An 8,814-nucleotide genomic window follows, 5' to 3' on the forward strand; every position below is an offset into this window, starting at 1 on the left:
TAACTCACTGTTGAATTATTCTCAAGAACGGGCAAGATGCCCGTTCCACAAAGAATAAATTTGATTGGGGGAATGAGCAAATTAGGATGCTTGCTGGTGTCCCATCTTGAGGAAGATGGTTTCTAAGTCTTCTTGAGTGCAGTGGAATTCGGTTAGGGGAATGTTTGCCGCGACGAGTTCCCGTAATAAATTTGCGGCATCTTCCGGGCTTCCTGAAAAATCAACGCACACCTGTTGAGTTTCCGCGATTATTGCCCAATTTTCCACCCAAGGAAAGTTTTTTAATTCCGATGTTAGCGCTTCTAATTTATTGCCTAAAACCGACATGAAAATTTGCTGGCGGCTGAGGCGTTTGTAAAGTTCTTGTAAAGGTGCGCTTTCGACCAGATATCCGAGTTCCATGATACCAACCCAGGTACAAAGTTCGGCTAAGTCGCTGAGGACGTGAGATGATATGACTACCGTCATGCCGGCTTCTTGCAAAGCTTTGATAATTTCGCGGAACTGCATTCGGGCGATCGGATCTAAGCCAGAAACGGGTTCGTCTAACAACAACAATAGCGGTTCGTGGATGATAGTTCTCCCCAAACTCAGGCGCTGTTTCATTCCCCGCGAAAGGGTGGAAATTAAGCTGTTGCGCTTGTTGGTTAGTTGCACGAGTTCTAACACGGAGTTGATTCGCTCTCGGCGACGCGGTTGCTGGAGGTTGTAGAGTCGGGCAAAATAGTCTAAATAATCCCAAACCGTCAAGTCGTCGTAGAGGGGAAAGTCATCGGGAAGAAAGCCGATGCGCTGTTTGAGAATTGGGTGCGATCGATCGCGTAATAACCTATCCCCATTGATGTAAATTTCCCCTATAGTCGGTTCCTCAGCCGCCGCCAACATCCGCAGCAAAGTAGTTTTGCCGGCACCGTTGGGGCCGATGAGTCCGCATACTTCGCCTGCTGCTACTTGCAAATCGATGTCATTGACGGCTATATGGCGATCGAATTGTTTCGTCAGCCCGCGGGTTTCTATTGCTAGTTGTTTTGCCATGTTTGGAGCGATGATATAAATTTGATTGGGTGGATTTCTGGCAGAAAGAGGAGTTAGATCGAGTTCTATCGATCTTTAAAAAATGCTTTAGAAGCTGATTGTCCGGCGATTTTTAGGTGCGATCGTAATTTCAGATTCAACAAGGCTAAGATAGTCCACTGACTGAGTATCGCAAACAAAACCGTATTTCCTGATGCTGTGAGATACTCAGAAGACCAAAAACTAGCAAATGTTGAAGATAACCACCAGAAAGGAGCTTTTTCAGGAGTCAGCAAAAGCATGGATAAAATTATAGGTGGCAACAAGATAGCGCTGCCCACAGTGCCTACCGCCCAAATTTCCCGGTTGCGATTTTTTGTAAATAGGCATAGTTGAGTGATACTTGCGTAAATTAGGATCAGATTCAGGGAACAGATTGGAAACCCAAATACCTGTACCACAAAATATTGAAGCTCGCTTCCGTCCAAATACCTCAAAATCCCAAACGTAAAAATTCTTGAGGATAGTAAAACAATTGGTGAGCTACTTAGGAGATTAATCCCGATCGCCACTATGGCCGGACTTTTTTCACTCCAAATTAGATCGAGTAACGGATAGCGCCGCCACAATTTATGACGGCTGGAAACGATTTTCTGACGATATCTTGCCCAATCGTACAAAGATTGTTTTTCTGGTGTTAAAGCTGCAATTAAAGCCAAGAACATCAGCAAATTCAAGATGAGTAAACCGCTGATAGAATTATTGAATGGGTCTCCATCTTGGAATGCAAATCCTAAAATTATTATCTGACACCAGATGACCAGCAAATAACTTTGTCTCTTGCTCAAAACTGTAGCACTTGGATTGGGAAAGCGACGCTGCCATCCCTGCCACATCCAATAGGTTCCCATACCGCAAATTAAGAGAGACAAAGCAAGGCCGATCGCAATATTTGTACCGACTGGCAAGTAAAACCATTTCAACTCGTCTAAATGTGAACCTAATGAATCAATTCCTAAAACTAGATATCTTAGGATACCAGCGGCAGACAAAAATGTTCCTAAATCCACAACACTTTTTGTTAGGTCGATACAAGAAATCCCGAACACAACTAAAGCTATAGTGCTAGCCAACCAAGGTTGAAACCCTCCCAACCAACTGGTTGTCAATCCAAATACCATTGCCGCACTGTAAAACAAAGCACAGCTAGCTACGATCGCCGTATCAAAACATAAAATTTTATACAACGGTATTTGACCTGCTAACCCACTGTACAAATGCAGCGGTACTGCCAGAATTGCTGCTAGATAAAGTAGAACTGGAACGCCGAGAATTTTGCCCAGAAAAATTGTTTTGGCAGACTGGGGACTGAGGCGAATAAAGTTGAGCGTGCCGCGTCGTTCCTCTTTGTCTAAGTTGCTGACGAGCATATAAGTCCCTGCTACTAATAAAGCTAAAACGCTCCACATGCTCAGATCGATGAACATCTCTGCCCACCACCGCGGCCAGTTAATAGCAAAGTTGCCCAAGGCACCTCTGACGCACTGTTTCTCATAGTCAGAGTAAACAGCTCCCGTGCAAAAATCGCGATTGATGGGGTAATCGTACTGCCCATAAGGAGGAGCAACTATCTGCGCCTTATAATACATGAATAGCAGCAGTTGAGCGCTGAGAGAAATGGCAGATGCGATCGCAATATTACCAATCTTCAAGCGGCCTTTGATTTCTCGAAATAATTGGGGATTCCAATTGCCGATGCGATCGAATAAGTTGAGTATCATAAGTAATTGGGAATTGGTAATGGGTAATATCATGTGCGATCGATCGCACAATCTCATAAACCTTCCCCGCCCGATGACAAATCGCTAATCTACGGAACGCGATATTCCGCATCAACTTCAAAGAAATCGGGTTTTTGTTGCTTTTAGGGGCTATAAATTGAGTATTCCCAAAAAAACTGGTTTGCGATCGCCCGCGCGCAAGTCTTCATAAAAATATAAGTTTTTATCTAGCCAAACCCGTGCCGATCCCAAATTCGGGTTTACCATATCGCTTAAATCCTTTAGAACTTACGAACAAATCGTCAGCAACCGGGTTTCTTTGTGTATTTTTCGGACAGAATCTGAGATTTTTCCAAGAAACACGGTTTCTTTGCATAAGTCCCGTTCAAGTCTGCACGGAAAATTCGTCTGGATCGATATCCCAATTTACCCAGCGAATTGCCTCCCTAGCAGATGTCAGATTAAACGGCACTCTCAAAACGTGAATGAATCCCGTACTTGGACAAGTCATTTTTAACAAACAAATCGGCTCGACATCGGCTTTATCTATTTTTAATAGTGCATATTCTTGCCAACTATCTATTTGTTTTGCCGACAAGTCTTGAATTAGGCGATCGTAACCAATTCCTTGAATTAACACTCGCCTCAGTGCGGCATTATCTTCTGATAACAGCCATTCTGCTTGCCACAAATCGGGGTGTACTTGACCGTATGTTTCAGGCAATCTGACACCGTGATAATAGTAAAAATTCCATCCGTCGGCAAACTCGATCGCAGGTTCTCCTTCCGCGTGCAAGCGGTTTTGACTGTCAAAGCGAAGGTGGCGGGGGCGATCGCACACCGCGCAAATCTTTTCAAAGGGAAATATCCAACCGCAATGCTCGAAAAGCAGCTTTTGGTAGTGATGTATTTCTTGTGCCTTTTGGGAAAGATTGACGCCTGAAGATATATACAATTCAGTTAAATAGATTTCTTTAAACAAAGTCGTGGAGGTTTGAGGGTAGTTAAGGTAGAGCAAATCTTTGAAAAAAACATTCCATATCGTTCGTTCCGATCGCATATAGCTGTCAACCACTTTGTACATTGCCGAATTCAGTGTGCTGTCGGCTTCGGACTCGATCGTGATCCTATGGAGCTCATACTCCCACACCCACGAAATTGCAAATTCTTCCATAGGGGATATCCATATCTGGTTTAAATTTTCCCCCAATCTATTGCTGTATTCGTCTGAGCAGTTTTGTGAATGCTCGCGTTTGAGCCTGTTGAAGATTTGGGGACAAACGTCGCGGGGACTGCTGCAAATAATCACGGAGGGTTCTTCTAGGCCAATAGCGGCATAGACAACTTTGATGGCTTCTGTGGCTTTTTGACCATCAATTGGTCTAGTCGAGAGAGTAAGACGTTTCTGTGCGACTTCGCCTGACACGCATATAGCGGTAATTTCATTGTCGTGGAGATTGAGTTCTGTCAGATTGGTGAGCGATCGCAAGGCGCTGACATCGGTAATTCTATTCTCGTAGAGATTGAGTGTTGTCAGATTGGTGAGCGATCGCAAGGCGCTGACATCGGTAATTCTATTCTCGTAGAGATCGAGTTCGGTCAGATTGGTGAGCGAGCCGAGGGAGCTGATATCGGTAATTCTATTTCGATTGAGATACAGTGTTGTCAGATTGGTGAGCGAGCCGAGGAAACTGATGTCGGCAATGTCAGTGTTGTTGAGATGGAGTGTTGTCAGATTGGTGAGCGAGCCGAGGAAGCTGATGTCGCTAATGTAATTGCTGTTGAGATCGAGTTCTGTCAGATTGGTGAGCGAGCCGAGGGAGCTGATATCGGTAATGTTATTGAGGCCGAGATACAGTGTTGTCAGATTGGTGAGCGAGCCGAGGGAGCTGATATCGGTAATTGCCTTGAGGCTGAGATTCAGTTCAGTCATGCTTGAAAGTATCTGCTCCGCTGCTTGTGCGTCATCAGTGCCAGCCTTTTTTAACAACACTTCAACTGTGTGTCTTGTCGATTCTGAAAGACTCTCAATATTCCTGCACCAGTCGGCAAAACTGCTAAAACTCATTAACTCGTTTGGTTGTTTTTCTGACATAAAACACTCCGAGATGCGTAATGGGGCAGGGGGCATGGGGCATGGATAATGGGAAGACAGTTGACAGTTGACTGTTGACTGTTGACTATTACAAATCGCCCTTGCGTACCTTCTGTTACTGAATTAAGTCTTCTATTTCAAATCTTCCAGCTTAATCCGAGGATCGACCGCTTTCAGCAGCAAATCTGCCAACAAATTCCCCACAATCAACATCGTCGCACCCATCATCAAACTTGCCATTACTAAATACAAATCTTGATTGTTCACCGCATCCAGAGTCAGCTTTCCCAAACCCGGCCAATTAAAGAAATATTCGGCAATAAACGCACCGCTCAACAAACTAGCAAACTCAAAACCCAATAGCGTAATCAACGGATTAACAGCATTCCGCAAAGCATGAATGTAAATTACTCGATCGTCCGGCAAACCTTTAGCCCGTGCTGTTCGGATATAATCTTGACGCAGCACGTCCAACAATTGTCCGCGCATCAATCTTTGCAAACCAGCAAAACCAGTAAGGCTGAGGGCGACTGTTGGCAAAATTAAGTGCCAGCCGTAATCGAGGATTTGGCCCCACCAAGGTAAGTCTGCGTGGTCGATGCTTGTCATTCCTCCGACGGGAAACAGAGGCGAAGTATTTTGAGCAAAAAATAGCAGCAGCAAGGCTGTGATAAAGCTGGGAAATCCTTGTCCGGTGTAGCTGACTACTTGCAGAACTCGATCGACTGTGCGGTTTTGATTGACGGCGGCGACTATTCCCAAAGGAATCGCGATCGCCCAAGTTACAATCAAAGATGCGATCGCCATCAACAACGTCGCCGGTACCCGTTCCCACAGCAGCGAAGCTACGGATCGCTGATACACAAAACTCGTGCCAAAATTCCCCCGCGTCACAATTTGTTGCAGCCACCGCCCATACTGCACAATAGCTGGTTTATCTAAGCCGAACTGCTGTTCTAGTTGCTTGAGTGTCTCCGGCGAAATCTTGGGATTTTGGCTCAAAGTGTCCAAGTAATTTCCCGGTGCTAGCTCAATAATTGCAAAACAAAGCATCGATGCCAAAAATAGTGTTAACAGCGCCTGCAACAGTCGCTTGAAAACATAAGTAAATGTCTCGCTGCCAAACAGAGAACTCAACGCTCGCCAATTTCGATTTAACTTAATAGAAGTCATGCGATTTTAGATTTTAGATTTTAGATTTTAGATTTGTGAATGATATTAATTCCAGTTGCATCGGAATGATTTAACCGCAGAGGACGCAGAGAGCACAGAGGAAGAGAAGAGAGAGATGAATAATTCCGATGCAAACGGAAAGGATATTATTTGTCAACAGCCAACAGTCAACAGTTAACAGTTAACTGACTAATATTCAACTAGCGTGACGATCGGCACATCCGGCAATTTCTGCCTGCCGCCCAAAGCCTGCAATTCGATGATAAAAGCAAAACCGACAAGCTCGCAGCCAGCTTGCTCCAACAGCTTAGCCGTCGCCGCCGCTGTTCCGCCAGTGGCGATTAAATCGTCCACAATCAGCACCCGGCTGCCGGATGTCATCGCGTCTCGGTGCATCTCCAGTCGATCGACACCGTACTCCAACTCGTACTCAGCAAAATGAACCGCACCTGGCAGTTTCCCCGGCTTGCGGACAGGAATAAAGCCTATTCCCATTTTATAAGCCAAAGGCGCGCCAAAGATGAAGCCCCGCGATTCCATGCCCACCACATAGTCAACAGACATTGCAGAGCATTTTTCGGCTAAGCTGTCAATGGTGTAGCTCAGCCCTTGCGGGTCGCGCAGCAAAGTTGTAATGTCTCGAAACATAATTCCCGGTTTGGGGAAATCAGGAATGTCGCGAATCAGAGATTTGATATCCATAAGCTTGCAGATCGGGGTTGAGGGTAACGAGGCATCAAAAATGGTATAATAATAACGTGAAAAATTTAAAATTTAAAAATAAAAATTAAAACTAAGAACTTCTTTAATTTTTATTCTTTAATTGCTTAATCCTTTACGTACTATGTAAACAAATGTCATAATTCCCTAACAACAGGGTTGAATATCACGATTTGTCGCCCTATGATCTAAAGTCAAAAATCTAATATCTAAAATCCAATGATTAAGTTGGCAGCACGAGTGGGTGAGGTTTCTCCTTCTATAACCTTGGCGATCGCAGCTAAGGCAAAAGCCATGAAGGCCGAAGGGATTGATGTCTGTAGTTTGAGTACGGGAGAACCCGACTTTGATACGCCCGAACACATTAAAGCAGCGGCAAAACAAGCTTTAGACGCGGGGAAGACTAAGTATGGCCCTGTGGCTGGGGAACCGCAGTTAAAAGCTGCGATCGCCCGCAAACTCCGCGATGACAACAATCTCAACTATCAACCAGAAAATATCATTGTCACCAACGGCGGCAAACATTCCCTCTACAATCTGATGATGGCTCTGATCGAGCCGGGAGAGGAAGTAATTATTCCGGCTCCCTACTGGCTAAGCTACCCTGAAATGGTTAAACTCGCTAGCGGCAAGCCAGTAATTGTACGGACTGATGCTTCTACAGGGTATAAAATTACACCGGAACAACTGAGTGGAGCGATTACTCCCAAAACCAAGTTATTTGTACTGAATTCGCCTTCTAACCCTACGGGAATGGTGTATACTCCGGCGGAAATCAAAGCATTGGCCGAGGTGATAGTCGATCGAGATATTTTAGTCGTTTCTGACGAAATTTACGAAAAAATTATATATGACGGCGCCCAACACGTCAGCATCGGTTCCCTGGGCAAAGAAATCTTTGATCGCACCCTGATCAGCAGCGGTTTTGCTAAAGCTTACTCGATGACAGGCTGGCGAGTCGGTTATTTGGCTGGGCCGATCGAATTAATCAAAGCCACCAGCACCATTCAAGGTCACAGTACATCAAATGTGTGTACTTTTGCACAGTACGGCGCGATCGCAGCTTTGGAAAGCAGCCAAGAGTCTGTCGAAAAAATGCGACTAGCTTTTGCCGAAAGGCGTCAGGTAATATTTGAATTACTCGATGCTATCCCTGGAATTAGCTGTATTAAACCAGACGGTGCTTTCTATATGTTTGTCAACATCAGCAAGACTGGAATGAATTCTTTGGAATTTTGTGACGCTTTCTTAGAACAGCAGCAAGTAGCCGTTATTCCGGGGATTGCTTTTGGTGCAGACGACCACATTCGCTTGTCTTACGCCACCGATTTAGGCACAATTAAAAAAGCCGTAGAAAGGCTCGATAAATTTGTCCGCAGCATCTAAAAATTAGTCAGTTGTCAGTGGGCATTGGGCATTGGGCATTGGGCATTGGGCATTGGGCATTGGTAGCAACTCACTAATGACTAAGTAGGTCAGCCCAAAAAACCTAGTATATCGTAGGGGCGGGTTCAGCGAAGAATCTATGATAAAAGCGATTTTATGAGTGCAAAACCCGCCCTCTCTCCCCTGACAGGTGTAGGTTTTTTACAATTAGGAGGAATTACAGGCATAAAATTCATCTACAGGGGTATCAGGGAAAGAGCTCCAACGCTCAAGATGAATCGTTCGATTCTTGAGTAAATCAGCCATCAGGGTCAGCAAACCAAGGACAAAGCAAGAAAGCCGACGCTGTTTTTTCATGGTCATGGGCTGACTGTTGGCAATATGTCCAGGGGGAAGTTGTTCAAGATTGGAGGTAGGCGATGGATGTTCGGCAGCACCACCAAGTATCACCATCCATAAAGTGGCAACAGCCAGCACTAACCACATTCGTTCGGCTCGTTGTGGATCGAGTAAACGGGTATTCTGCCATTGCCAACCATCAGATTTGAGATCGCGGTAAACACATTCGGTACAAGAACGTAGTCCATACCAGAGAACGTTTGCTTCCTCCGGTTTGAGGTCTGTCAGAATCAACCACGGGTCCTT

General features: G+C 45.1%; 5 protein-coding genes and 3 pseudogenes. 1 reads left to right on the forward strand and 7 read right to left on the reverse strand.

What is annotated here, in order from left to right; all coding sequences use genetic code 11:
* Window positions 1–81 precede the first annotated feature (81 nt).
* From QUA58_RS18875 to QUA58_RS18895, 6 genes and pseudogenes are all read right to left on the reverse strand, one after another.
* Window positions 82–1,035: an ABC transporter ATP-binding protein gene (locus QUA58_RS18875; protein ID WP_333395239.1), complete on the reverse strand. Its 954-nt coding sequence runs from the start codon at window positions 1,033–1,035 to the stop codon at window positions 82–84.
* Between the two features lie 65 nt (window positions 1,036–1,100).
* Window positions 1,101–2,795: a hypothetical protein gene (locus tag QUA58_RS18880; protein ID WP_333395240.1), complete on the reverse strand. Its 1,695-nt coding sequence runs from the start codon at window positions 2,793–2,795 to the stop codon at window positions 1,101–1,103.
* A gap of 385 nt (window positions 2,796–3,180) precedes the next feature.
* Window positions 3,181–3,684: pseudogene (locus QUA58_RS31580) on the reverse strand (DUF6745 domain-containing protein); the annotation flags it as partial.
* A gap of 552 nt (window positions 3,685–4,236) precedes the next feature.
* Window positions 4,237–4,926: pseudogene (locus QUA58_RS31585) on the reverse strand (leucine-rich repeat protein); the annotation flags it as partial.
* 96 nt (window positions 4,927–5,022) lie between these two features.
* Window positions 5,023–6,063, reverse strand: a complete 1,041-nt coding sequence (locus QUA58_RS18890) for an ABC transporter permease (RefSeq protein ID WP_333251988.1) — start codon at window positions 6,061–6,063, stop codon at window positions 5,023–5,025.
* Between the two features lie 189 nt (window positions 6,064–6,252).
* A complete protein-coding gene (locus tag QUA58_RS18895; protein WP_333251987.1) occupies window positions 6,253–6,765 on the reverse strand; it encodes an adenine phosphoribosyltransferase in 513 nt (170 codons plus the stop codon).
* A gap of 237 nt (window positions 6,766–7,002) precedes the next feature.
* On the opposite strand from QUA58_RS18895, the gene QUA58_RS18900 reads away from it, so the two are divergent.
* Window positions 7,003–8,169 (forward strand): pyridoxal phosphate-dependent aminotransferase, encoded by a 1,167-nt coding sequence (locus tag QUA58_RS18900; protein WP_333251986.1) that lies wholly within the window; start codon window positions 7,003–7,005, stop codon window positions 8,167–8,169.
* 207 nt (window positions 8,170–8,376) lie between these two features.
* Here the strand turns inward: QUA58_RS18900 and QUA58_RS18905 are convergent.
* Window positions 8,377–8,814, reverse strand: a pseudogene (locus QUA58_RS18905) (hypothetical protein); the annotation flags it as partial.

The sequence above is a fragment of the Microcoleus sp. N9_A1 genome (genome assembly GCF_036701795.1).
Taxonomy (GTDB): domain Bacteria; phylum Cyanobacteriota; class Cyanobacteriia; order Cyanobacteriales; family Microcoleaceae; genus Microcoleus.